Origin of the sequence: Treponema sp. JC4, assembly GCF_000260795.1 — a bacterium.
GTDB lineage: Bacteria > Spirochaetota > Spirochaetia > Treponematales > Treponemataceae > Treponema_D.
Genome location: NZ_AJGU01000002.1, coordinates 195876 through 221636 on the forward strand (window position 1 = coordinate 195876; position 25761 = coordinate 221636).

Sequence of the window (25761 nt, forward strand, 5' to 3'; positions counted from 1 at the left end):
CCTCCATTATGTAAAAAAAAATAATTCAGTATTCAATATTGAAAAAAAAGTCTGTCGAAAATAATCCGGCAGACTTCCGTAAATTAAAGATACCTAAAGTTAGAATGTCAAAGAAAAACTATCAACTGTTGTACCAGTCTTTTCATTCTGAATGTAGAAGGTAAAGCTTCCTTTAAATCCTCTGTCTTTCAGAATGTTCTTATTTGTTGTTATTGTTTTCTTTACTCCAGAAAAATGGCTTTTAGCAACAGAATCAAGCCTATTATCCTTTAAGGTTGCAGAAGTATCACACATACCATAGTAATTGACATGATTTCCCCAGTCGGTAAAGAACTCCTTGAGAATACTGTTATAAAGATTTATTTTTTCTTCACTAGTTCCCTCAGGTGCTTTAAAATTCATAAAATACTTAGCGAAAGTATTACTTGGCTTTTTCACATAATCAGTATAGCTAACCTAGGTTGAAAGTCCAGGCTTCAGCCAGTTAATAGTCTGCCCAAAAATTCCTGAAATCCAGCCTGTAAGCATCTGAATATTAATTTTAACTTTTGATCCAACAGGAACTTTTCCCTGAGCCCAATAATTATTACTTGGCATTGTATAAAGCGCGTAAGTATCAAATATTGCACAGGAATGCTGAATACCTTTTGCACCATCACAGTGAGTATAAAGACCGCTCCAGTAAGGTTTCAAATCAGGACCAGAAAATTTCCATGTTGAACTGTCACTGCCAGGAACGTAAGTAATTGAAATATCAGGAATAGACTGAGATCTTGTCTCACTTACAGAGAAAGATCCCCCTATACCTCCTGTAGGACCATTAGAATTAAAGCCAATATTTCCACTAAGCGAAAAACCGCTACTGGTTGAGTAAGATGAAGAGCCTTCTGAGGTAGCAGGTTTACTTTCATTTGTTTTTAAAGAAGCATACTTAAGACTGGAAGTAACTTCACAGTAATCCATATAAGGACTGATATATTTATCTCCATCCCAATCATTTAAGTAATTAAGCTGCTGATTATTGCAGACTGCAGAAGTTCTCACAAGGTAATAATCCTGTTTATTGTCTATATCACAAGCTGTCCATACATCAATAAAGACCTGGACATTTTCATATCTGTCATTATATCTTCCGTCATAATGTCCACTACTTCTGTTAAACTTTGCCGTAAAGTTATGAACAAATGACTGGGCTTTTTTTGCTTCATCAATAGCTGAATTTGCACCCTGTATCATAAACTGAGGAAGAGATTCTGCAGGCTCCAAATCGTTAATCCAGATTACAAAATTCTCAATAGATTCTTCTGTAAGCTGAAGAAAGTGAGATGATGTATCAACATTCAATGGATTTTCTTTTAAGTTTTCATCTTCAGATGATTTACCTTCAGGATTAGTTGCAGATTTTTCTTCTATATCAGAAAAATCAAACTGATCGCCGTCCATAATTTCGTCAATATCATGAACAAAATAAACCTGACTTTGTCTTAGACCAATTGCTTCATATGCTTTTTGTGAATCACTCTCTCCACTATCCTGAAACTGAGACAAAAGATTATAAATGGAATTTGGACTTATGTCAGACTGGTACATTTCATACTCATACTCTTCTTTGCTTTCAAGTACCTCTTGAACTTTTGTTTCAAAATCAATTATCTGCTTAATTGAAGGACTATCTATAAGAAAAGTTTTTCCTTCAAGACAGGTTCTTACAGCTAATAAAATTTTTTCTTCTGAAAGACTTTCGAGATCACTTCCTTTTACTACGAAAACCTTTGGTACTGTCTCTGTACTTGTACTCGCAGAAAGGCCCATATCATTAACTGTCTTCTGCATATAACCAGATAAGCCTGAAGAAGCAAGATAAACCATATTATCTGGATCTACAGATGCACTACTACCGGAACCATTGGAGCATGACATAAAGAAAGCTGCAAAAACCAGCATAAACGGTAAAAGAATAAATTGAAGTCTGTTTTTCATATATAAAAACTCCTTGCCCTCTATCAGGTTGACAGATTGACACTATATTCTCCTCCCTGCATTAAACTTTTGTCAAATTAAATTTTTAAGATTTTGTTATTTTTTTCACGTTTTTTCTGCGTTTTTTCAACTTTTTTTACCATTTTTTCTATATACCGTTTTGAAAATTTGGTGTATAATTATTTCGTGCATATTGATAAATTAGGGGAAATTAAGGCTGTAGCGTTTGATATTGACGGAACGCTTTACAGAACCTGGAAGCTGAACATTCGGATTGTTTTTCACTTCTTGCGCTATAATCAGTTCTTTTTGAAGTATGGACTTGTGCGCGCAAAAATCCGTAAGATTCCATTAACAGGCACATTCAAAGAAGCTCAGACTCAGATGATGGCAGAAAAACTGCACTGTTCTCCTTCAGAGGCAGAACTTCTGCTTACAAAAATCGTTTACGCAGGGCTTTCTTCATATTTTTATAAAATCAAGCCTTACAAAGGCTCAGTTGAACTAATAAAGGAACTTAAAGAAGCCGGATACAAAATTGCACTGCTTTCAGATTTTCCGCCGGAACAGAAGGGCGATGTCTGGGGCGTAAAAGATTTGTGCGATGTTGTTCTTGGCACAGAAGAAACAGGAGCTCTTAAACCGTCTCCTATTCCTTTTAATGTACTTGCAGAAAAGCTTGGACTCCCTCCGGAGCAGATTCTTTACGTGGGAAACAGCCACAAATACGATGTGGTTGGTGCAAAGAATGCCGGAATGAAGGCAGCCTGGCTTGTTCAGCCTGAAAAAGGCATTTTAGGAAAAAAATCAAAGCTGGCAGATATAACCTTCTGGAAATACAGTCAGCTAAAAGAATTACTTCTGGGGAAAAAATAAACACATAAATAATAAAAAATTGTGGGTGGGGAAAAAAAATGGAAATCGCAATCGCTGTTTTAATTTCAGTCGTTATTTCATTGGCAATTTCAATGTACTTTCATGGTCTTGCAAGAGACAACAATTCAATGGAAAAAGTCCGAAAGTATGCGGATAAACGAACTGGAGATTTAAACGAACTTTACAAGGCAATTGAAGATAAGTTCAAGCTCCTGATTACAGAATTTCATACACATCAGTCACAGGCAAACGCAGCCATCAAGCTTCTTAAGGCTCAGAACGACGAATTTTCAGAAAAAATCAAGACTTTTGATTCAAGCATTAACGCCGTTAAAAAAATGGAAGCCGAAATCGACAATTATTCCCGTCTTTTGAATGATTTGAACGATATGACAGGAAAAGTTGAAGAAAACCTCCTGCGCATTCAGAATGAAAGCACAATCGTAGACAAGCTTACAGACCGCTTGAACAAGCAGGATCAGATTGTTGATTCAATCGAAAAGAAAATCCCTCAGGTTACAGAAAACTTTTCTAAGCACAACGCAGATCAGCTTAAGGCAATTGGAACTACCCTTCTCGACCAGTACAAAAATTACGCAGAAAATCTTGATAAGGAAGTTAAGGTTTCTAAAGACCAGGCAGAACAGCTGCTTGCAGACCTTTCTCAGACAATCAGAAACTCTTATGATGATGCCGTTAACCGCGCCCGCAGCCTTGAAGACACCGCTTTTGCAAACCTTAAGGAACAGGCACAGAACCGTGCAGAAGAATATCTTAAGACTTTGCAGGACAAAATGTCAGAGCTTCAGGCAGATCTGGAAACTCAGACAGCATCGCTTTCTTCAAACATCAATTCTCAGACAAGCGACGTTCAGACAAGCCTTGAAAATCAGTCTAAACTTGCAGAAGAATCAATTCTTGCAAAATTTGCAGATCTTACAACTCTTGTTAATTCAAAATCTGCCGAACTTACAGCAAGCTTTGAGCAGAAAACTGCAAGCACAAATCAGAATTACAAGGATGAAGAAGAAAAGCTTGTTTCTCAGATTAAGACAAACCTGGCCGGCATAAACGAAAAGCTTAATGCAAATCTGACAGCCCTTACAAATACCTTCCAGACAAAAATCCAGCAGACTCAGGAAAAATATTCAAAGCTTCTGGAAAGCGTTACTGCAAAGGACGACAGCATTTTTGCAAAGCTTCAGGAAAAACTGGATTCAGACAACGCCCGCTTCAATCAGAAATATACAGAAATCCTTGCAAACGTTCAGTCTAAAAACCAGAACGACTTTACTTCACTTACCGCTAAGTTCAAGGCAGATTATGAAAAGCTTGTAAGCGATTATTCAAATACTTTTGACCGCGTAACTGCCGTAAACACAAAGAAAATCAGCGACTTCAACCAGAACTTTGAAGAAGAACACGCAAAACTTCTTGAAAAATTCAATTCTATGCTGACTCAGTATGATTCTGAAACTACACAGAAAATCACAGACTTCACAAGCGCAAATGATCAGAAGCTGGAAGCCTTCATCAGCCAGAATACAGAAAAGCTCAACAACTTCACCGAGCAGAACCAGAATGTGCTTGCAACCTTTACTCAGGAACACAAAACTCAGCTTGATGAACTTGTAGCAGATACAAGCCGCAAAATTGAAGAAATTGCTCAGAATTACGACCGTCAGATTAAAGACCTTGCACAGGAAGACCTTTCGCGAATCGAAAACTTTTCTAAGCAGAGCGATGACAGAATTGAAAACGCAACTGAAGAATGGAAGACAAAACTTTCTGACTTTGAAAACACCTTCAATTCAAAAATCAGCGAACTTAATCAGATTCAGACAACTTACCAGACAAAAATTACCGGTATTAAAGATGAGCTTGATTCAGGAATTAAAGAATGTACAGACCGCACCGCTCAGTTCAAGCAGGAAATCTTTGATTTGCAGACTTCACTTTCAACAACTCTGGACACAGTTTCCCAGCAGACAACTGACACAATCGAAAAGGCAGAATCAAGTCTTCGCGAAATCAAGCGTCAGTGTGAAGATGCAGCTCAGAGAACAGAAAACCTTCAGCCTGAACTGGAAGGAAAAATCAAGAAAATCAGCACAAGCATTGAAGCAATGGAAGAAGAAACAAAAGACCGCTTGAACGAACTTTCTCAGCGTGTTTCTGATTCTATCCGCAAGGCTCTTGAACAGAACGAAGCAAAACACCTCAACATTCTGGAACAGGCAGATGAGCAGCTTCTTGCTTACAAAAAGGATATTGATAATAAGCTTTCAAAGATTCAGTTCAGCCAGAGCGACATTGACTCACTTGAAAAGAGCCTTAAGGGCGCAATGAGCGAAGTTCAGGCAAGAGTTCTCCGAGACTTTGAAAACTTTACAAGCCTTCAGAAAGAAAAACACGACCAGTTCTCTAAGGCAATTGAAGATGATTCTGCCGCAGTTGAAGCAAAACTCAACGAAATCAACACAAATCTTGATGATTTGAAGCAGACAGCAACTGGAAAGATGAGCATTAAACTTCAGGAATTTGAAGATGCCTTCAACAAAAATCTTTCTCAGAAAAACCAGCAGATTGATACAGAAATTGCAGACTGGAAACACGATTTTGACACAAAACTTGCAAACCTTACAAACAACTACGAAGATTCCCGCAAGGCACTTGAAGAGCAGTATTACGATGACCTCAAGACTGAACTTACAGCCATTCAGGAACGCACAGCAAGCCAGCATGAAAAGCTCAATGAATCAGTTGAAAATGCCCGTGCCAAGACTCAGGCTGCCGTCGATGAAGTACAGAAGATGGTTGCCGCTTTCAAGGCTGAAACAAGTGCAACAATCTCTTCTGTTACACAGAACACACAGAACGAATACAAGCGCGAAATTGAACGCAACGTTCTTGCAATTCAGTCTGCCCTTGAAAAGACTCAGACAGAACTTATGCAGGATTTGAAGGCCTTTGAAGAGCAGGTTCAGAGCCGCCAGCAGACAGGTTCTTCTACAATCGACGCTGCCCTTTCAGAATTCAACACCTGGAAACAGCAGATTAGAAGCCAGTTCGACGAATCAAGCAGCGTATATAAGGAAGAAATTGAAACATTCCAGGCTCAGACTCAGGATAAGATTGAAGCCCTGGGCCAGTCACTCCTTCAGAACATGAAAACTTACGAGCAGACAGTCCGCGAACAGCACGAAGCCTTGAATTCTCAGATTTCTGACCTTCAGAATAAGACACAGGCTTCTGTAAACGAATACGAAAACCGTTCGGAGCAGATTATCAAGCAGCTAAGCCAGATGTACGAAGAAATGCTTACAACAACAGAAAACCGTGTTCGCGAACAGAATGAAGACGCAACAGCTAAGATTGAAACACTCAAGACAGAAATCCAGCAGGCTGCAGAAAATAACCGTGCAAATCAGTCTAAGATGATTATGAAGATGCAGGATGATGCAAACAATCTTCAGACTCATTTGAGCGAAATTTCAAAAGAACTCCAGAACGTTCGCGCAAACATTCAGATTTTCGAAAAGGCTGACCAGATGAAACGCCAGCTTGAAGAAAATATCCAGAACCTGAATGAAGGCTTTGACCGTCTTGAAGATTTTGGCGCAACCGCAGACCAGTTCAAGAGCCAGTTCGGATCTCTTGTAAAAATGAACGACGATATTGCCAACCAGATTACAGTTTTTGAAAGCCAGAAGGCTAAGCTTGAAAGTCTGGGCGCTTCATTTGCAAACGTGAGCAACATGGCAAATCAGATTGATAATCAGGTTCACCAGCTTAATGCAACAAAAGACGAACTTCAGACAATGGAAGTTACAGTCCGCAACTACAACGAAAAGCTTCAGTACCTTACAGAACAGTATGAAAAACTTGACCGCAAGGACGAAGTTTTGAACCGCATCACAAAAGACGTTGATACTTCTTTTGACCGCCTTAAGGAACTGGAACAGCGTCTTACAAATGCAAACCGTCAGATTGTTTCACTTCCAAACGAAATCAGGGAAGTTCAGACAAACGTTGACAGAATCCTTCAGAACGGCCCTAGAATTACAAATGCCGTTACCCAGCTTGAAAAGCTTGATGATCTGATTACACAGACTAACGAGCAGATTGAAAGCATTCAGTCTACAAAGGGCGGAATTGATAAAACTGTAATGAACCTTAGCGCTATGAACCGCGAGGTTGAGGACAAGTTCAAGACTTTGCGCCAGATTACTGAAACTCAGATTAAAAGTGAGCCTGCCAGCGTAAAAAGCAGTACAGGAATTGCTCCTGCAAAGCGCGATATGGTTCGTACACTTAAACGCCAGGGCTGGACAACAGTTGAAATTGCAAAACGTGTCGGCATGACAGAAAACGAAGTAGACTTGATTTTGCAGCTTCCGGAGTAAAAAATGCTACGTATAGGCTTAGGTTACGACTTACACAGACTGATTGAAGGAAGAAAACTTTTACTGGGCGGAATTGAGCTGCCCTTTGGCCGCGGCGAAGACGGCCATTCAGACGGCGACGTACTTTTTCACGCAATTACAGATGCAATTCTTGGGGCAAGCGGACTTGGAGACATAGGTTCTTTCTTCCCGCCCGAAGAAGCAAAATGGAAGGATGCAGATTCAGCCCTTCTTTTGCGTACTGTAATGGAAAAAGTTTATTCACAAGGCTGGAAAATTGAAAACCTTGACTGCGTGGTAAAGCTTGAAAAACCAAAGTTTATTCCCTTCCGCCAGCAGGTTATAGAAAATATAGCAAAAGTTCTTGAGGTTGAACCTTCTCAGGTATTTGTAAAGGCAAAAACAGGAGAAAAACTGCCGCCGGTAGGCACAAGCGAGGCCGTAGAAGCCTTTGTTACTTGCCTTTTAAGCCGATAATTTTTTTAATTATTTTAATTCTGTTTCAAATCGCCCGGGTAGGTAATTTTAATGTTTGAAGCATCACCCGGGTAAACTTTAACTGCCCCGCAGAACTCCCCCCAAATCTGAGTATCATCGGTAAATTCTTTTTTTATCCCCTGAGTACTAAGTTCTTCAATCTGAGCAGCTGCTTTTTTATGAGCCTCGAGCAGACGGGAAAATACAAAATTCTGGGGAGTCTGAACAGCGCACAAATTGGCACGAACTAAATGACGCACAATAAAGCCATTTTCATCAATTTCTTTCTGAGTATCTGTCGGAGTAAGGCCGGGAACGCTGGCTCCAAACTCAAGGGCCTTTTCAATTCCTTCTATTATAATCTTCTCGCTTACAAAAGGTCGCGCCCCGTCGTGAATTAAAACAAGGTCAGGGCAATTTCCCCGCCTTTCAATTTCCAGAAGCCCTTTAAAAACAGACTCCTGACGCGATACCCCGCCCCTTACAAAAGTAAAAGCGTCATAGCCCAGTGAGCTGACGGCATCCCGCGCCTCATCTTCATTTCCTGCCTTGCAGGTAATAATGAAATCTGTAATCTGGAATTTTTTCAGGGCATTTAAGAAAGCGCCGGCACAGGCAGAAAGCACTGTACCGTCTTTAAGTGGTAAGAATTCTTTTTTAATACCGCCGCCCATTCTTGTAGAAGAACCGGCCGCAGTAATTATGATTGCAATTTTAGAAGTCTGAATCGTCGTCGTCAAAATCTTCTTCCGCATCCATTCCGTCAGCTTCTTTTGAATCATCCGAATCTTCGTCGTCATCATCAGAATCTTTGCGTTTATCAGAACCGTCCAAATCGTTCATCAAATCATCATCTTCGTCATCATCAAGAATAACCGGATGCTTGATTTTTGGAGTAGATCCAGGCGGCTCAAGTTTTGTATGGATTTCATCGCTGATTTCTTTATCAGTTTTTCCAAGAGCAAGCGCTACTTCATCTTCAAGAAGTTTTTTTGCAGAATCATAAAGCTTGCGCTCAAGAATAGGAAGTTCCTTAACTTTACTGCGGTTGTAAAGACAGCGTACAATAGTTGCAATATCCTTTACAGTTCCCTTTTTAAGAAGGTCCAGGTTCATCTGATAGCGGAGTTTCCAGTCAGAAGTAATCGGTTCAAAATCATCAGAAAGAAGATTAAGAGCTTCCTGAGCTTCTTCTGCTGAAACAATCTGACGGATTCCCAAATCATCAGCTTTTTCAACCGGCACCATAACAATCATGTCCGATGCTTCAATATAAATCTTGTAGTAGAGCATTGACTTGTCTTTAAAAGACTTTTCAAAAATCTCTGTAACTCTACCTACACCCTGGCTAGGATAAACGACCTTCTGGTCTACACTAAATTTTGGTTCCATAAGTAATTTATTATACCACAAATTTTAAGAAAGTTCAAATTGAGAAAATCTGTCTGAAAAATTTCTTGAAGCCGGGCCAGTCTGGTTAGTCAGTCGCATTTCGCCGCTTGCTAAAACGCGCGGTTTCGCTTCGCTCAACTGCCTTCGGCACGGCTCAATTCTCGTGCATGCCGGAAGTTACAAATGTTTCATAAATCTTCATAAATCTTCATAATTCATAAAAGTATTGCATGAAGAAAAGTTTAACAATTGGACTTCACAAATTGTGACCTTGATAAAAAAAATGGCGGTTGCCCGAAGGTAACCGCCGTTTGGTAATCTAAACTGTTAGGTTAGATTAGAGGCTGAATGTAAGAGTTACAGGTACTGCGAAGTTGAATTTGTCTTCTTCGTACTGTGAAAGACCTGCGTTCTTTCCGAATTCTACACCGAAGTCAAGAGAAGCATTTGTGAGCTGCTGGCAAGCACCAACGTAAGCTCCGAATGCAGTCTTAGCGAATGTAGCATCACCGTTTGTATCAAATGAAGCAAAAGAATATTTGTCTGTCTGGAAACGGAAGTCTGTGATAACTGACCAAGTATCAGAGAATGCATAGTCAAGACCTACACCGAATGCCAAACCAATTGAACCAAGTTCAACTTTTCCTTCATCATTCTGTTTCTTAGGATTTACCTTTGTGATAACAAAAGCGTTGAGTGTAAGAGCGTCCAAATTGTAGCGTGCACCTGCACCAATCTGGATAACACCTGCAGGGTCACCCTTAGTGTAAGTTTTTGTTTCTGTTACCTTAAGAGTTCCTGTTGTAGTATCAAAACCGCCGTTAGCATAAGTTGATACAGTCTTTGTCTTATAACCATCCAACAAAGTAGGAATTGTAGCACCTACAGTGATGAAAAGGTTCTCGATAGCTGTGATATCGGCAGCAACTCCGATCTTCATCCATTCTTTTGACTCATTTTTTTCATTGCGACCAGGAGCCTGTGGAGCTACGATTGCACGAATAAATGCTACATCAGGGATTGTGTAACCAACCATGAAGTCAGCATTGTGCCACATAGTTTTGTAAGCTTCTTCGTTACCAGAACCGAAACCGCCCTGATAGTCAATTACAAAGTTTTCTACAGGCTGAAGAATTACTTCATATCCTGTACCATTGTGCTCACGCCATGCACCAATTCCTTCACCGTTTGGAAGACAACCGTCACCAAAACGATATGAGTGATCATGTGTACCATAAATAAGATCTGTACGACCCCAGTTGTTATCAATTTTACCCAATTTAATAGTGAGCATATCAACTGGTTTTACCCAAACGTGACCATTATCTCCAAGACCAAGGCTTTCTCCGCCTGCACCTGGGTTTACGTGTGCATCCAATACAAAACCAGCATTCTCTGTAGAAGCAGAGAATCCAAGACCTGTACGAACACCAAATCCTGTTTCATTGATTTTTCCCCAAGGTACATTTTCCAATGCACGAACTTCATCACCATCGTAAGCTACAGGAGCAAAAACACCTTTGTTCCATGTACCGATATTAACTTCAGCGAAAGCAGATGTTGCCAAAGCAGCAGCTGCAATAATTCCAACGATTTTTTTCATTTGAAAAAATCCTCCGTTTTTTTTAGAGTGGGGGTGTTTCACGGAGGGGCGTGAAACGGAGATTATATTGAGATTTTACAAGGATTAATTTGAGAAAGTTTAAAATTTTTTAGAAAAAAACTATTACTCTATAAAAGAAGACAAAAAAAATTGCAAATTTATCATAATTATGATAAATTTTACCCGAGGTATGAGATATGAATAATATTAGACCTGTATCTGATTTACGCAATAAATTCGCGGATATTTCAAAAACTGTTCATACGAGCAATCAGCCGGTTTTTCTAACAAAGAACGGTTACGGCGACATGGTTGTAATGAGTATGGAAAATTATGAAAATCTGAACTTTGAAAGTGAGATTTACTACAAATTACAGGAAGCTGAAAAACACGCAGAACAAAACTCTAAGCGATTTTCATCAAAAGAAGTATTAAAAGAATTACAGAAAATTACAAACTAATGTATATAATAGAATATTTATCAGATGCTCTCGAAGATTTAAAAGAAATCACCTCATATATAACTAATAATCTGCAAAATCCCTCAGCAGCAAAAAAAAATTATATGGAAATCATAGCTGAAATAGAGAGCCTTTCAGATTTTCCATATTCGGCTCCTATTTACTATCCTCTACGTCCACTTAAAAAAGAATACAGAAAACTCCTCGTAAACAACTATCTGATTTTTTACTGGGTATGCGAAAAAGCAAAGACAGTTACAATTGCAAGAATAATTTACGCACGAAGAAATATTTCACGCATTTTGGAAGCTTAATTTTTTTTCATTCCCCTTAGTTTAAATTAATCCTCATTTCTGCTAATATATGTTGCAACTTATTTTTAAGGGGAACTTTTATGAGCCGTTCAAAGATAGTTGTATTGGATTTTGGAAGCCAGTATGCCCACCTTATTGCAAAGCGCTTCCGAATGCTTGGATATTATTCAGAAATTGCATTACCGTCTGCAGACCTGGACGTTTTTGAAAACGCAAAGGGTATTATTATGAGCGGCGGTCCTTCCTCTGTTTACGAAGAAAACGTTCCCGAATTCAACGAAAAGATTTTAGAACTCGACCTGCCGATTTTAGGACTCTGCTACGGTCATCAGCTTATGGCAAAATGCTACGGCGGTAAAGTTGGAAAAGCCGAGGTTGGCGAGTTTGGATTTGCCCAGCTTAATTTGAGCGACACAGTAAAGTCTCCGCTTTTTGAAGGAATTGAACCAAGTCAGCAGGTATGGATGAGCCATCAGGACGGCGTTTTGCAGCCAGGTGACGAATTTGAAGTTGTAGGTACAACAAAAGACTGCCCTTATGCAGCCCTTCAGAATCTTTCTAAAAAACGCTTCAGCCTTCAGTGCCACTGCGAAGTAAAAGACACTCCTTGTGGAAATCAGATTTTTGAAAATTTTGCCCGTTTCTGCGGCATGGAAAAGAACTGGGATCAGGATACTGTTCTTCAGGTTATTCTTGAAAATATTAAAAAAGAAGCCGATGGACGTAACGTTCTTCTCTTCCTTAGCGGCGGCGTTGATTCAACTATCACTTTTGCACTTTTGAACAAGGCACTTGGACAGGACAGAGTCCTTGGTCTTCACATTGATAACGGATTTATGCGCAAAAACGAAAGCCACAATGTAGCAGAAGCCTACCGCAAGTTCGGTTTTACAAACTTTATTGTAGAAGACGCTTCGGAAAGCTTTTTGAAGGCAATTTCAGGTCTTACAGATCCTCAGAAAAAGCGTATGGCAGTTGGAGAAAACTTTATCACCGTTCGAAACGAAGTAACTGCCCGCCAGAATCTTGATGACAGCTGGCTGCTTGCTCAGGGAACCTTGTATCCTGATATCATCGAATCGGGCGGAACTAAAAACTCTCACACAATTAAAACTCACCATAACCGCGTTGCAGGCATTCAGGAACTGATTGCAAAAGGCCTGATTATTGAACCAATCCGCGATTTGTATAAGGATGAAGTTCGTAATATAGGAAAAAAACTTGGCTTGTCAGACCAGCTTGTTATGCGTCATCCATTCCCAGGTCCGGGACTTTCTATTAACGTTTTGTGTAATGACGGAAAATCATGGAGCGCAAAAGATGACCAGGAACTTGCAGCCGCACAGAAAGAACTTGAAGAAGTAAAACTTGATATGTTCTGTCCAAAATGTACAGCAGGACTTAAACGTTCAGTTCTGCCTGTCCGCTCGGTTGGAGTTCAGGGTGACTTCCGCACCTACCGCTTCCCTGCCCTTCTTACCTTTGCAGATGAGGGTGACGGCTTCTACCACTTGCCGGACAAACGCGAAAAGGTTGAAGCCTGTTCTTCTTCTATTACAAACAGCGCAAAATACATTAACCGCACCTGTATTAAGCTTTTCCAGCGTCCTGGAATTTCTGACAGCGACCTGCACTTACAGGAAGGCTACTGCGACCGCCGCCGCTTAGATCAGCTTCGCGAAGTAGATAACATCGTTCTTACAGAACTTCATAACTCGGGCTGGTACAATAAGATTTTCCAGCACTTAACAATCGATCTGCCATACGCAAGCAGCGCTGAGCACGCAACCTTCGTTTTGCGTCCTGTAATCAGTGAAGACGTAATGACAGCAAGATTTGCCTTGTTACCAAAAGAAGTAATGAGCGCCATTGTGCATAAGATAGCAGAGTTTCCGTTTGTAGATGCCTTGTATTTTGATGCAACAAACAAACCGCCTGCAACCTTTGGATGGGAATGAGAGGAGCGGCTATGCCGCGACTTGATGAAATAGCAAAGCGTTAAAAAAATTGCGTATAGCAATTTTTAGCTTTACTGCTTTTCGAAGATTAGCAATTGTAGAAATTGTTTTTACTTTGGTAAAGGTAAAAAAAAAGACTCGGCGAGACTAGCGAAGCCGGGTCAATCATTTTTAGTATCCCCCCGGCACGAGCCTTGAGCAGCAACGAAGTTGGCCACTGGAGCGAGTGAGTTTACGAACGAGTGAAGCGGCTGACCGTTAGGGAACTGCGAAGTGCGACTGACTAACTCCGCTGGCCCCAGAAAGAAAAAAAGTTGAAATCACCTCATTTCTAGACTATAATTTTTATAATTGACTTTTGGAGAACTGAATGAGTGACGAATTAGATCCTGAGATTTCAGCTTTGTTGGGGGGAAGCAATGCGGCTTCCGATAATGACGCTGTTGATGACCTGATTGAAGATGTTGAGACTCTTGAAGACGAACCTGAAGAGGTCGGCGGGGATTTTGGAAATCTGTTTGGAGCTCCTCCTGCAGCAAAAAAAGCAAGTCCGGTTCCTTCTTCGGGCAGACGCACAATTCACGATGTTGATTTAAGTAAAACTGAATTTGCCCCTCTAGAAAAGCTTGTAAACGATACACCTTCCGACGTATACAACGATCCAAAATATTACAAGACCTGTCTGACAGGCGAAAATAATATGGCTCAGCGTGTTCATCAGCTTTTGACTAAGTACCTGACCACTACTGATCCAAAAGACCGTTCGGTTTTCCGCCAGCAGATTATTACTGCCTTCTGGGAACTTTTGCGGGGTATGGTCGGAAAAATGTCCAACATGTCCACTCCACTTCCAAAACGCATGCTTGTTCGTTACGGAATCATTCTGCCGTCACTTTTCAAACCGGAAAATAAAGAATTCTTTTCCAAAATGATTTTTGAAAACACAACCGGTGAGCCTGTTCTTTACGCTGATGAATGGTTTAAAGAAATTGCTTCCGGCCGTATGACTAACTCTGCAACTGATGAAGCTAAAAAGCCGCGTGCCCCGGAAAACAGTGAGGCTGCCAGCAAGGAAGAAAAGGCTCGCTTACAGCAGCTTAAGTCTAAAAACTCCGGTCGACTTCAGAGTGCAGAAAATATTCTGAACATTAAGGAAAATGAGCGTAAGACTCTGGAAAACGAGCTTATGCGCGATATCAAGCAGCTTTGTACCCATGCCGCCCTTTACGGAATGGAACCTCACACTGCTGAATTGAATGAAGAGCAGAGAAAACTCTTCCCTGTGATTGGAGATTTACTCCGCCGTCTTTCCCGCAACGACAAGGAATTTGTTAAGGCCTTTGCCGAATATAAGGAAGCAAAAGGAACTTACGAAAGTGTTGCAAGCAAGGTTCAGGCAGCAGGCGGTGATGAAGAGGAATCTAACGATACAGAAGCTGTTAAACTTGAATTTGAAACTTACCGCCAGATGGCTAAGATGACCGTCGGCCGACGAGGTAATCAGTTCCCTCTCTTTACGCGCGAATTCTTCCATTGTACAGAAAACGGAACCGGTATGCGCGAAAATGTAATTGAAGTTTTGCGCTGGATTGAATCTCTTGATCCTGGTGTTTTTGTGCGTATGCATAAAAATGTGGGTAACCGCATTGTTCCTTACGTGCTGCTCGCCCCTACTTACGGTGACCGCGGTTTCTGCTGGGAACCTTTTGACCGCTATAACCGAGTAACCAGCCGTGGACGTATTGTTGTTCCTATGTATCCGCGTGATTTGCGTATTGCAGTTCTTACTGCGGTTGCTGATTTAAGATGGCAGGTTGCAAAGGAAAAGGCTTCTTACTACTGGATGGAGGAAGGTCTTACCGGCCAGTATTACCAGCACGTTGAACAGATGAAGCTTAAAGGTGATTTGAAAGAGTTCTTTATAGAAGATTATATTCTCTGGATGACTAAGGAATCTACCGGTGTTCAGCGTCTTGATAAGGATGTACGCGGTATTTTCTGGCGCAACATGCCATTCCCTAAAGAGCTTAAGGAAGATTTGCGTAAACGAAGTCTTGTTTATGATGAACTTTGCAAGAAGGATCTGAACCGAGAGATGTCTGACGGATATTAGCCGATAATCGAAAATCCGTTAAAAAACGAGCTGCGACAGCGGGTCGTTTTAGGATTATCGATAGAACGGCTCAGACGCGAGACTATGCGAGCGTCCGTTTTCTTGCCCAAACTTTAATTTTACTGTAGAATTGCAGTAAAATTTCATTTTGGAGGAAAACAATGAAAAAAATCGTTTCAGCATTAGTTGCAGCATCTCTTTGTCTTACAGCACTCAGCGCAGCAAAAGCTAAAAAGCCTAAATTAATCAAAATCGGTGTAATCCAGCTGGTAGAACACACAGCTTTGGACGCAAACTACAAAGGATTCGTAGACGGTCTTGCAGAAGCAGGATATGTTGACGGTCAGAACATTAAAATCGACTATCAGAATGCTCAGGGCGAGCAGGCAAACTGCGTTACAATCGCAGAAAAACTCATCAACAACCGCAGCGACCTGATTTTTGCAATCGCAACTCCAGCTGCTCAGGCAGTAGCAAACCTTACATCAACAATTCCTGTCCTTGTTTCTTCTGTTACAGACCCGGAATCTGCTAAACTTGTAAAATCAAATAAAGCACCAGGAACAAACGTTTCTGGAACTTCAGACCTTACTCCTTGCGCAGCTCAGATTGATCTTCTTAAAAAGATTGTTCCTTCTGCAAAAAAAGTCGGAATCCTCTTCTGCTCTAACGAACAGAACTCTTACTTCCAGGCTAATCTTGCTGAAGAAGCATGTAAGAAAAACGGTCTTGATTTTGTAGAAGCAACAGTTTCTAACTCAAACGAAATCCAGCAGGTAACACAGAGCCTTTGCGGAAAAGTTGACGCTATCTACTGTCCAACAGACAACATGATGGCAGCAGGTATGACTCTTGTAAGCCAGATTGCAAATGACAACAAAATTCCTGTAATCGTTGGTGAAGAGGGAATGGTAAAGAACGGTGCCCTTGCAACTTACGGTATCAACTACTACGAGCTTGGAAAACAGACTGCAAAAATGGCAGTTGAAGTTCTCCGCGACGGAAAGAAACCTGCAGACATGCCAATCCAGTATCTGGACAAATGCGACCTTTCTGTAAACGAAGCAACAGCAAAAAAAACTTGGAATTACAGTTCCAGCTGATTTATAATTTTTAAGATTTATTCTATAATTATGAGGATTGCCTTATCGGGCAATCCTCTATTTATTTTAAAAGTAAAAGGATAAATCTATGCCAATATTGTTTGCTATGGAAGGCGCAGTTTCTCAGGGAATTCTCTGGGGACTGATGACTCTGGGTGTTTACCTTACCTTCAGAATTCTGAATGTTGCCGACATGACCGTTGACGGAAGTTTTGCTGCCGGTGGTGCGGTTACAGCTGTTCTTATCATCAAAGGAATGAATCCTGTTTTGACCCTGATTTTTGTTTTTATCATGGGTACTCTTTGTGGTCTTGTTACAGGTTTTATGAACACAAAGCTTAAAATCAACATTCTGCTTGCAAGTATTCTTACTCAGATTGCACTTTATTCTATTAATATACGCATTATGGGAAAGGCCAATACTCCGCTTTTGGGAAGTCCAACTATGATGTCTGGTCTTCGCGATTTGACAGGCGGGGCTTTGAACAATACACGCGCTTCTTTGATTATCGGCATTGTTGTAATTGCCGCAATCATTGCGCTTATGTACTGGTTCTTTGGAACTGAATACGGAAGCGCAATCCGTGCTACCGGTTCTAACGAGCACATGGTTCGCGCAATGGGCGTAAATACCAACAACACAAAAATTGCAGGCCTTATGATTTCTAACGGTATGGTTGCAATGAGCGGTGCCCTTGTTGCTCAGAGCCAGGGATATGCCGACGTTGGAATGGGAACAGGTACAATCGTTGTGGGACTTGCCAGCATCATCATTGGTGAAGTGATTTTTGGTGCCCACTTCGGTTTCTGGTACACACTCCTTTCTGTAGTTTTCGGCTCTATAATTTACAGAATTGTAATTGCAGTTGTTCTTCAACTTGGTTTGAAATCAACAGACCTTAAGCTTTTGACCGCTTTAATTGTTGCAATTGCCCTTTCTGTTCCTGTAGTAAAAACAAAAATTGACCGTCGCCGCCGCTCTCTTCCGGGCATGAATCTTGAAGATGAAACAAATACCCGCAGAAAAGATGAAGACTTAAAACGCGCAGACGGTGATAATTCTAAACTTATTCCGGAGGTAAAATAATGCTTAAGCTTTTTAATGTTTCAAAAACTTTTAATCCGGGAACTGTTACAGAAAAAAAGGCTCTCCGCGGAATCAACCTTGAACTTGAAGACGGCGATTTTGTTACCGTAATCGGCGGAAACGGAGCCGGAAAATCAACTCTTTTGAACCTGATTGCAGGCGTTCACTACACAGATACAGGTTCGATTTTCCTTGACGGAATGGATTTGACAGGAAAGCCTGAATACTTCCGCGCAAAATATCTTGGCCGCGTTTTCCAGGATCCAATGCTGGGAACAGCCGCAAACATGGAAATTCAGGAAAACCTTGCAATGGCTATGCGCCGTGGTAAAAAACGCGGTCTTGCATGGCACATTCAGAACTCAGAAAAAGAGCTTTACCGCGAGAAACTTGCCCTTCTTGACCTTGGTCTTGAAAACCGCCTTACCGCAAAAGTAGGACTCCTTTCCGGCGGTCAGCGCCAGGCTCTTACCCTTTTGATGTCTACTCTACAGAAACCAAAGGTTCTTCTTCTTGATGAGCACACAGCTGCCCTTGACCCAAAAACTGCCAAAAAGGTTCTTGAACTTACAGAAGAGTTTGTTCAGAAAGACCACCTTACAACCTTCATGGTAACTCATAACATGAAAGACGCCCTCCGCTACGGAAACCGCCTTATCATGATGATGGAAGGCCAGATTGTATTTGACGTTCGCGGTGAAGAAAAGAAAAAACTGACAGTAGAAGACCTGCTTGCCAAGTTCAACACCACAGGCGAAGTAAGCGACAAATTAGTTTTAGGCTGATTTTTCTAAAAAAGCCCTCTACCCCTCTTGATTAATTCCCCAAGATTTTATATATTAATTTCACCTTCGGGGAATTAGCTCAGTTGGCTAGAGCGTCGGCTTTGCAAGCCGAATGTCAGGGGTTCAAATCCCCTATTCTCCAGATGATAATCGTGAATCCGTTAAAAAACGAACCAATAGGTTCGTTTTAGGATTTACTCTGAAAACATCTCAGAGGCAAACTATGTTTGCCGACTCAAACACATCACAAGTTGATGTGTTTTTTTATTTAACCTTCCTACCCATAACAAAGAATTCTATCCAAACTCCTTCATACTATGCTATACTTAATCAAATGTCTAAGATTCCAGTAAGAAAACTCTTCAAACTAGAATATCTCCTCATCTTCTTTTCTTTTTTAACCTGCGTGACTACAGAATTATTTAAACATAATACCCTGGAATCCTTCACTAAAATTGACCGCGATATAAGGGAACTTCAGATTTTATATAACGATACCAATAAATCATCAGCATATAAAGAAGAGCTTTCTGCCGAACTGATGGAAGAATGCCTTCCCTACATCTATTTTTCAACAGAGTCTAAACATAAGTTAATAAGAATTCTGGAACTTTTTAAATACGATGCAGTTTCCTGGAATACAAACCATCAGAATTCAAAATATTTTATAAATCTTGTTGCCAATTTTTACGGAGATATAAAAGCAACTCAGCGTTCCATTCTTTTTGGTTTTGACAGCATGCTTTTCTGTTCTGTTTTTATACTATTCCTTGCCACAATAATGCTTCTGACAAAAAGAGCAGAAAATCAGACTTCTCTAGAAGACCTGCCTTACCAGGAAAAGGCAAAAACTCTTCCTTCACCAAAGGAAATCATTATTTTTGCACTTATAACCATTTTTGCAATCGCCTTCAATATCGCAAGTTCTATTCTTCCAAGACATATCTCAGTTCCAATGTATATGGACTCTACCTTTACAATAGCAGTTACGGCACTTTGCGGGCTTACCTGCGGAACAATCTGCGCAATTTTTACTAATTTGATTCTTTTTCTTACAAATTATACATCAATCCGTTTTGTCCTCTGCCACATACTTACAGCAGTACTTGCAGCAATTACTTTCCGCCATCACCAGCGTAGAACAAAAATAAAAAGCCTGAATTTTGAGATTTTCCTCTGGGCAGGAGTATGGAGTGCAATAAGCAATGCCATCTTGGGAGATTTTCTTGCAAGCCATTTATTTGATTCCTCTTCAGCCTCACCAATTCTTGACGGATCAGTTTTAGGACTTTACGTAGTCTTCAAAAATCTTACTGTTGCAACCTACATAAGCGGACTTTTCACAAATATTGCAGATAAATTACTCAGTGCCGCAATCAGCTATATTTTCTATATATTACTCGCCAGAAAATTCAAAAATATTTTTAAATAATTCAGCTTTTAATGCTATAATTTATATATTGTGGATTATGCATGGATTATTCAAATTAACTTCTTAAACCTCACAATTCTGGGAATCATTTTATACAGCGTCTGCAAAAACTATGACAGACAGATTCGCCAGCGCTATTTTATTAAAGCTCTTATTACCGCCATGCTATCCTTCTGTGCTGATATAAACTGGGGTATAATAGAAGGAAAAATAATAAGCGAGCCCAGACTGGCAAACTTCCTTACAAACTCCCTTTATCTGATTTCCACAATTATTTTAAGTTACTACTGGTTCTGCTACGTTGAATATGCCCTTGGCGCAGCCTTTATGAATAACAAACTTGTGCGCAAACTTATAAAAATTCCTGTTTTCATCATCATAATTGGCGTAATTATTTCATATTTTAACGGATTCCTCTTTTATATTGATGAAAACAATATTTACAGACGGGGAAATTTCATAATCCTCCATACAACCTTGTGCCACACCTATTCAATTTTCACAACAATCCACGCGGTAATCCGCTCTATAAAATGTAAAGTTTATGTTAAGGCAATTGAATATCGTATTCTTGCCATGTTTTTATTCTTCCCTTTTGGAATCGGAATAATTCAGATTTTATTACCTTATATTCCGACAGTAAGTTCCGGCATCACTCTTTCCTTCCTTTATATTTACATAGATTTACAGAACCTTTTGATTTCTGTTGATACGCTTTCGGGTCTGAATAACCGCACTCAGCTTTTGCGCTATCTTGGAGCAAGACTTAAGGCTAACCCACAGGAAGGCAAGCTTTATATATTCATGCTTGACGTAAATAAGTTCAAAAAGATTAATGATACCTACGGTCACATTGAAGGCGATAACGCTCTTATTCAATGTTCAAACGCCCTTAAAAGAGCAAATAAGGACAATAATAATTTTATTGGCCGCTACGGTGGAGATGAATTTATTATTATTGCTGACCTTCAGAGTGATTTTGATGCTGATTTAATCTGCGAAAAAATCCGCAACGAACTTGCAAAAATCTGTAAAGAAGAAAAAATCACTTACGACCTTTCTTTAAGCATTGGCTATGCATCCTACAAAAAAGAAATGCGCACCATGCAGAACTTTATTGCCGCCGCCGATGAAAAGCTCTACGAAGCTAAGAAAGCCCGAGATTTAATGGCTAAACACGCATAAATGTCCCATCCAACCACTTGCGAAGCAAGTGTCAGGAGGTTAACTGCATCCGGAAGTTGAAGTTTCCGTTACGACCTCCGTATGATTGTAAAAGCATCCTTATTTCATTAAAATATTCAAGACATTTTATAAGAGTAAATTTTTCACAGGAGTTTTAAAATATGGCAGACACAATGCATGCTTTGGAAAAAAATCCAAACTGGAAAGGTCGTCGTGGTCCTGTTGTCCTGGTAATTATGGACGGCGTTGGATATGGTAAATATGAAGAAGGTGATGCAGTTAAGGCTTCTAAAATGAAGTACCTGGACTGGTTTACAAAGAACTGCCCTCACACAAAGCTTAAGGCTCACGGAACTGCTGTTGGTCTTCCAACAGATGATGATATGGGTAACTCTGAAGTTGGACACAACGCTATGGGTTGTGGTCGCGTTTTTGCTCAGGGTGCTAAACTTGTTGGTGAATCAATTAAATCTGGCAGCATGTTTGAAGGCGCTACCTGGAAGAAGCTTGTAAAGAATGTTCAGGATAAAAACTCTACTTTCCACCTTATGGGTCTTGTTTCTGATGGTAACGTTCACTCTCACATTGACCACCTTAAGGCTATGATTACTCAGGCTCACAAGGAAGGTGTAAAGACTCTCCGCGTTCACGCTCTCTTGGATGGTCGCGATGTTCCTCCTACTTCTGCCCTTGAGTATTTTGAACCTCTTGAAAAATTCCTTGCTGAGTTCAGCGATGTTGATTATCAGATTGCATCTGGTGGTGGACGTATGTACATCACTATGGACCGCTATGGTGCTGACTGGAGCATGGTAGAGCGCGGATGGCACGCTCATGTTCTTGCTGACGGCCGTCAGTTCGCTTCTGCTACAGAAGCTATCAATACATACCGCAATGAAAACTCTGGTCTTCTTGACCAGGATATGCACGAGTTTGTAATTGCTAAAGACGGAAAGCCTGTTGGACCAATCGTTGACGGCGACAGCGTAATCTTCTTCAACTTCCGCGGAGACCGCTCTCTTGAAATTACGGCTGCTTTTGAAGAGGATAACTTCCCTCACTTTGACCGTGTACGCCGTCCTGCTGTTGAATATGCAGGTATGATGGAATACGACGGTGACAACCACAAGCCGGCTCAGTACCTTGTAAACCCACCAAGCATTGACCGCACTATGGGTGAATATCTTACAAAGTCTGGCGTTCATCTTATGGCAATTTCTGAAACTCAGAAATACGGTCACGTTACTTACTTCTTCAACGGTAACCGCCCTGGTGAGTTCGACAAGAATCTTGAAACATATGTTGAAGTTCCATCTGATGTTGTTCCTTTCGAACAGCGCCCATGGATGAAGTGTGCAGAAATTACTGACAAGGTAATCGAAGCTATCGAAAGCGGAAAATATGACCACATCCGTCTTAACTACCCTAACGGTGATATGGTTGGACACACTGGTGTATTCAACGCTGTTGTATGTTCTATGGAAGGTATGGATCTTCAGCTTGGTCGTCTTAAGGCAGCAATTGAAAAGGCAGGCGGTATTCTCTGTCTTACAGCTGACCATGGAAACTCTGATGATATGTACGAGCACAAGAAGGACGGTTCAGTAGCTATGGGCGCTGACGGCGAACCAAAGCCAAAGACATCTCACTCATTGAACCCGGTTCCAGGTATTATCTACGACCCAGAATACAAGGGTGAGTATGATACAGAAAAGCTCAATGAAGGTTTGGGAATTTCTTCTTGGCCTGCAACATTGATGACTTTGATGGGCTTTGTTCCACCAACAGATTATGATAAATCTATCATCAATTTGAAGTAGGTTAAAAGCTTACTTTTAAGCAAAGGGGAATTGGTTGCGAAAGCTGCCAGTTCCCCATATTTTTCCAGCATATTATTAGTTATTATGGAGATGGCAATTTTATTTTTTTCTGTACTGGCAACAGAATTTATTGCAGAGATGGGCGACAAAACACAGCTCATGTTGATTGGATTAACTTCAAAATATAAAATCCGCGACATTACAATCGGAACCCTTGCAGCAATCCTCATTCTGAACGCGCTTGCAGTTTTGGCAGGCGGTTTTCTTAATCAGATTTTAAATCAGTGGCTATGGGCAGTAAAATTTGCAGCAGCCCTTGCCTTTTTATATTTTGCCTTCAGCACTCTCCTGAAAAAAGAAGATGATGAGGAAGAAGACAGCGAGTCAAAAATCCGCTTTGCCCCTCTTGCAGTTTTCTGCACTTTCTTCATGGCAGAACTTGGCGACAAAACCCAGCTGACAGCCGTAACCTTCGGTGCTAACTACGGCCTTGCCCGCGCCACAATAGTATGGCTTGCCTGCACTATAGGCTTTTTCCTTGCAGATTTTTTAGGCATGCTGGCCGGCTTATTATTGAAAAAAAAGTCCCCGGAGAAGGCACTGAAATTTATCTCCTTCGCCCTCTTCTTCGTATTTGGTATTTTGACCGCCTGGGAAGGAATACTTCTACTTAGGTAGGAGCGTGCGTAGGGCAGGTTCGTGATTTGCGTAGTTTAGAATGCGGGAACAAATTACGGTTCTGCCCGAAAGCACGCACTTACATATGTAGGAAAAACCTTTCTATTGTCAAAAACATCAAAAAACATCATATTATTCCTACTATGTACAAACCAGAACTTTTAAATTCACTTAAATCTTACAGCGGCAAACAGTTCTTTACAGACTTCATTGCCGGTATCATCGTAGGAATCGTAGCACTGCCGCTTTCAATCGCCTTTGCAATCGCCAGCGGCTGCAGCCCTGAAACAGGCCTTTACACAGCCATCATCGCAGGATTCTGTATTGCAGCATTCGGCGGTACCCGCGTTCAGATTGGAGGACCAACAGGTGCCTTCACAGTTATCATCTATGCAATCGTAAATAATCCCGAGCTCGGTATCACAGGCCTTGCAACCGCAACCGTTCTTGCCGGCATCATGCTGATTTTACTGGGCGCCTTCAAAATGGGCGGTCTTGTAAAATTCATTCCTTACACCATCGTAGTTGGATTTACAGCCGGAATCGCCGTTACAATCGCCAGCGGCCAGATCGGTGACTTCTTTGGAATGAGCCCACACTTCCCGCTTACAGTTTTCGGCACAGAATACACAAAAATGCCAGGAACCTTCGCAGGAAAAATCAGCGTTTACGCTTCTTCAATCAGCACAATCAATCCATACTCAATGATTATGGCAATTGTAAGCCTTGTAGCCCTTTTCTTGTGGCCAAAGGTAACAAAAAAAATCCCGGGCTCACTGATTGTAATCATTCTTGCAACAGTAATTCACGTAATTTTGAATAAAACCTGCGGCTTCCAGACAGTTTTGATTGGTGACCGCTACAAGATTCCATCAGGTCTCCCAACTCCTGCCCTACCTTCCCTCAGCCTTCAGACAATTCAGACAGTATTCCCTACAGCAGTTTCAATCGCAGTTCTTGCCGCAATCGAATCTCTTTTGTCTGCAGTCGTTGCCGACGGTATGATTGGTACAAAACACGACTCTAACAACGAGCTTATCGGTCAGGGAATTGCAAACGTCCTCAGCCCTCTTTTCGGCGGACTTCCAGCAACAGGCGCCATCGCCCGAACCGCTACAAACATCAACAACGGCGGCCGCACACCGGTAGCAGGCATGATTCACGCAGTCGTTCTTCTTTTGATTATGGTTTGCTTTGGTAAATACGTTGAATACATTCCTATGGCAGCCCTTGCAGCAGTTTTGATTCAGGTAGCCTGGAACATGGCAGGAATCCCTGCAATCCGCGCCCTGATTAAAGGCCAAAAATCAGACATCACAGTTTTGACAGTAACTTTCTTAATCACAGTTTTTGTAGACCTTACTTATGCAATCGGCGTAGGCCTCATCTTCGCAGCCTTCTTCTTCATCAAGAAAATGATTGACCTTTCAGAAGTTCAGAGCGGAAACCGCACCGTTGTAACAGGAATCCTTGGCGACGGTTCAACAGAACAGATCGAACTTCCAAAGGGCGTTCTCGTTTACGAAGTTGACGGTTCCCTTTTCTTTGGAACAGTCCGCAAGTTCGAATATGCAACAGAACGCGCCGGCTCAGACTGCAAGGTTTTGATTCTCCGCATGAGAAACACAATTTACATCGATGCCGGAGGTCTTCGTGCCCTTGAACAGTGCAAACAGGCCTGTGACCGCAAAGGAATCACAATCATCCTTTCTGGCATCCACACCCAGCCTTACATGCTCTGCGAAAAAACCGGCATGGCAGACAAAATCGGCCGCGAAAACATCTTCGACAACATCAACGCCGCCCTCGCAAGAGCTAAAGCAATCGTTGGAGCTTAGGAATATTGCAGGTGTCAGTTTTGCTTGTCAAAACTGATGTTCGGGCTGGAAAAACCGCAATTGCAAAGTTCATTTTTAGCCCGAACAGGCCAGTCTTAACACCTAGTCGCAATTCGCAGTTCCCTAACGGTCAGTTGCGGCAGACATTGCCGCAACCGCTCTGCGCTGCTCATTTCTCCGGCCGGCTGCCACCTGAAAAAAAAATCCGCGCTCCCAGGTTCTTACAACATGGATGAACGCGGATTTTCAAGGA

At 41.3% G+C, this 25761-nt stretch carries 20 protein-coding genes and 1 tRNA gene; 16 read left to right on the forward strand and 5 right to left on the reverse strand.

Annotation, left to right across the window (positions count from 1 at the left end; genetic code table 11):
- Positions 1 to 99: 99 nt before the first annotated feature.
- A complete protein-coding gene (locus MSI_RS02045) occupies positions 100 to 438 on the reverse strand; it encodes a hypothetical protein (protein ID WP_192807730.1) in 339 nt (112 codons plus the stop codon).
- Between the two features lie 18 nt (positions 439 to 456).
- Entirely contained in the window at positions 457 to 1980 is a 1524-nt protein-coding gene (locus MSI_RS02050) for a hypothetical protein (RefSeq protein ID WP_009103147.1), read from the reverse strand.
- 186 nt (positions 1981 to 2166) lie between these two features.
- Here MSI_RS02050 and MSI_RS02055 point away from each other — a divergent pair, with 186 nt between their 5' ends.
- From MSI_RS02055 to ispF, 3 genes are read left to right on the forward strand one after another with little or no spacing between them, the layout of a single operon-like run.
- A complete protein-coding gene (locus MSI_RS02055) occupies positions 2167 to 2856 on the forward strand; it encodes an HAD family hydrolase (RefSeq protein ID WP_009103149.1) in 690 nt (229 codons plus the stop codon).
- Between the two features lie 38 nt (positions 2857 to 2894).
- A complete protein-coding gene (locus tag MSI_RS02060) occupies positions 2895 to 7262 on the forward strand; it encodes a hypothetical protein (RefSeq protein ID WP_009103152.1) in 4368 nt (1455 codons plus the stop codon).
- Positions 7263 to 7265: 3 nt separating this feature from the next.
- Complete coding sequence (ispF, locus tag MSI_RS02065; protein WP_009103155.1) at positions 7266 to 7739, forward strand: 2-C-methyl-D-erythritol 2,4-cyclodiphosphate synthase; 474 nt, start codon at positions 7266 to 7268, stop codon at positions 7737 to 7739.
- Positions 7740 to 7753: 14 nt separating this feature from the next.
- Here the strand turns inward: ispF and MSI_RS02070 are convergent, their stop codons facing one another.
- The 3 genes from MSI_RS02070 to MSI_RS02080 form a co-directional block, all read right to left on the reverse strand.
- A complete protein-coding gene (locus MSI_RS02070; protein ID WP_192807731.1) occupies positions 7754 to 8521 on the reverse strand; it encodes a 2-C-methyl-D-erythritol 4-phosphate cytidylyltransferase in 768 nt (255 codons plus the stop codon).
- Positions 8454 to 9131: a CarD family transcriptional regulator gene (locus MSI_RS02075; RefSeq protein WP_009103159.1), complete on the reverse strand. Its 678-nt coding sequence runs from the start codon at positions 9129 to 9131 to the stop codon at positions 8454 to 8456. The genes MSI_RS02070 and MSI_RS02075 overlap by 68 nt, the downstream gene beginning before the upstream one ends.
- A 337-nt stretch (positions 9132 to 9468) precedes the next feature.
- Positions 9469 to 10734, reverse strand: coding sequence for a hypothetical protein (locus MSI_RS02080; RefSeq protein WP_009103161.1), 1266 nt, complete (start codon positions 10732 to 10734; stop codon positions 9469 to 9471).
- A gap of 197 nt (positions 10735 to 10931) precedes the next feature.
- On the opposite strand from MSI_RS02080, the gene MSI_RS02085 reads away from it, so the two are divergent.
- The 13 genes from MSI_RS02085 (at position 10932) to MSI_RS02145 (ending at position 25508) form a co-directional block, all read left to right on the forward strand.
- Positions 10932 to 11195: a type II toxin-antitoxin system Phd/YefM family antitoxin gene (locus MSI_RS02085; RefSeq protein WP_009103163.1), complete on the forward strand. Its 264-nt coding sequence runs from the start codon at positions 10932 to 10934 to the stop codon at positions 11193 to 11195.
- On the forward strand, positions 11195 to 11509 hold the full coding sequence (locus MSI_RS02090; protein ID WP_009103165.1) for a type II toxin-antitoxin system RelE/ParE family toxin: 315 nt from the start codon (positions 11195 to 11197) through the stop codon (positions 11507 to 11509). The genes MSI_RS02085 and MSI_RS02090 overlap by 1 nt, the downstream gene beginning before the upstream one ends.
- Before the next feature lie 80 nt (positions 11510 to 11589).
- A complete protein-coding gene (gene guaA, locus MSI_RS02095; RefSeq protein WP_009103169.1) occupies positions 11590 to 13467 on the forward strand; it encodes a glutamine-hydrolyzing GMP synthase in 1878 nt (625 codons plus the stop codon).
- 370 nt (positions 13468 to 13837) lie between these two features.
- The gene (locus tag MSI_RS02100) at positions 13838 to 15580 is read left to right on the forward strand and encodes a hypothetical protein (RefSeq protein WP_009103172.1); all 1743 of its coding nucleotides are present in this window, start codon (positions 13838 to 13840) and stop codon (positions 15578 to 15580) included.
- A gap of 161 nt (positions 15581 to 15741) precedes the next feature.
- On the forward strand, positions 15742 to 16683 hold the full coding sequence (locus MSI_RS02105) for an ABC transporter substrate-binding protein (protein WP_009103174.1): 942 nt from the start codon (positions 15742 to 15744) through the stop codon (positions 16681 to 16683).
- A gap of 88 nt (positions 16684 to 16771) precedes the next feature.
- Positions 16772 to 17770 (forward strand): ABC transporter permease, encoded by a 999-nt coding sequence (locus MSI_RS02110; RefSeq protein ID WP_009103175.1) that lies wholly within the window; start codon positions 16772 to 16774, stop codon positions 17768 to 17770.
- On the forward strand, positions 17770 to 18555 hold the full coding sequence (locus MSI_RS02115; RefSeq protein WP_009103177.1) for an ABC transporter ATP-binding protein: 786 nt from the start codon (positions 17770 to 17772) through the stop codon (positions 18553 to 18555). Before MSI_RS02110 ends, MSI_RS02115 begins: the two co-directional genes overlap by 1 nt.
- 68 nt (positions 18556 to 18623) lie before the next feature.
- Positions 18624 to 18697, forward strand: a tRNA-Ala gene (locus MSI_RS02120).
- A gap of 192 nt (positions 18698 to 18889) precedes the next feature.
- Positions 18890 to 19987, forward strand: a complete 1098-nt coding sequence (locus MSI_RS13760) for a hypothetical protein (protein ID WP_050983884.1) — start codon at positions 18890 to 18892, stop codon at positions 19985 to 19987.
- 30 nt (positions 19988 to 20017) lie between these two features.
- Positions 20018 to 21172 (forward strand): GGDEF domain-containing protein, encoded by a 1155-nt coding sequence (locus MSI_RS02130; protein WP_009103183.1) that lies wholly within the window; start codon positions 20018 to 20020, stop codon positions 21170 to 21172.
- A gap of 161 nt (positions 21173 to 21333) precedes the next feature.
- Entirely contained in the window at positions 21334 to 22992 is a 1659-nt protein-coding gene (gene gpmI / locus MSI_RS02135; RefSeq protein ID WP_009103185.1) for a 2,3-bisphosphoglycerate-independent phosphoglycerate mutase, read from the forward strand.
- 84 nt (positions 22993 to 23076) lie between these two features.
- Complete coding sequence (locus MSI_RS02140) at positions 23077 to 23670, forward strand: TMEM165/GDT1 family protein (RefSeq protein WP_009103187.1); 594 nt, start codon at positions 23077 to 23079, stop codon at positions 23668 to 23670.
- Positions 23671 to 23813: 143 nt separating this feature from the next.
- Entirely contained in the window at positions 23814 to 25508 is a 1695-nt protein-coding gene (locus tag MSI_RS02145) for a SulP family inorganic anion transporter (RefSeq protein WP_009103189.1), read from the forward strand.
- Positions 25509 to 25761: the final 253 nt, after the last annotated feature.